Source organism: Vibrio sinensis (assembly GCF_003605645.1).
Taxonomy (GTDB): Bacteria; Pseudomonadota; Gammaproteobacteria; order Enterobacterales; family Vibrionaceae; genus Vibrio; species Vibrio sinensis.
In genome coordinates this window covers 1-469 of record NZ_QVMU01000157.1, presented here as the reverse complement: position 1 = coordinate 469, position 469 = coordinate 1, and the positions used below count along the sequence as shown (strand labels likewise).

General features: G+C 54.2%; 1 protein-coding gene. It reads right to left on the bottom strand.

Annotated elements, in window-relative coordinates:
• A partial coding sequence (locus tag DZ860_RS24585) for a hypothetical protein (protein ID WP_165862961.1) occupies positions 1-469 on the bottom strand: 469 nt, incomplete at both ends.

The following is a 469-nucleotide window of genomic DNA, read 5'->3' as shown; positions in this document are numbered from 1 at the left end:
CGTTATCGGAGACATTGTCGACGGCGACATGCAGTGCCTCTGAGCCCTCTTTGAGGAAATCATCAATCGCATCGATGGTGAATTCAAACGAGCCTGAATCGCCAATGGTGAAACTCTCAGGAAGTGCGCTGGTGTCAGCGCCGCCAGCCGCCGCGCCAGACCAATTCAGATCGCCTGAAACTTGAGTTCCTGCCGGAGGCGTCACTGGATTGCCATCGCTATCAACCAGTGTGAGCGTGTAAGTTAGCTCACCGCCCTCAGTCGCGCTATCTGCATCCACGCTGATTTTGACATACACAGTGTCATCAGCATCAGGCGTGGTTTCATCAACAATCGCACTGCTGACCGAGCCATGATCGGGATCGGCAGCCACCGCTTCAAACTGACCGTTATCGGAGACATTGTCGACGGCGACATGCAGTGCCTCTGAGCCCTCTTTGAGGAAATCATCAATCGCATCGATGGTGAA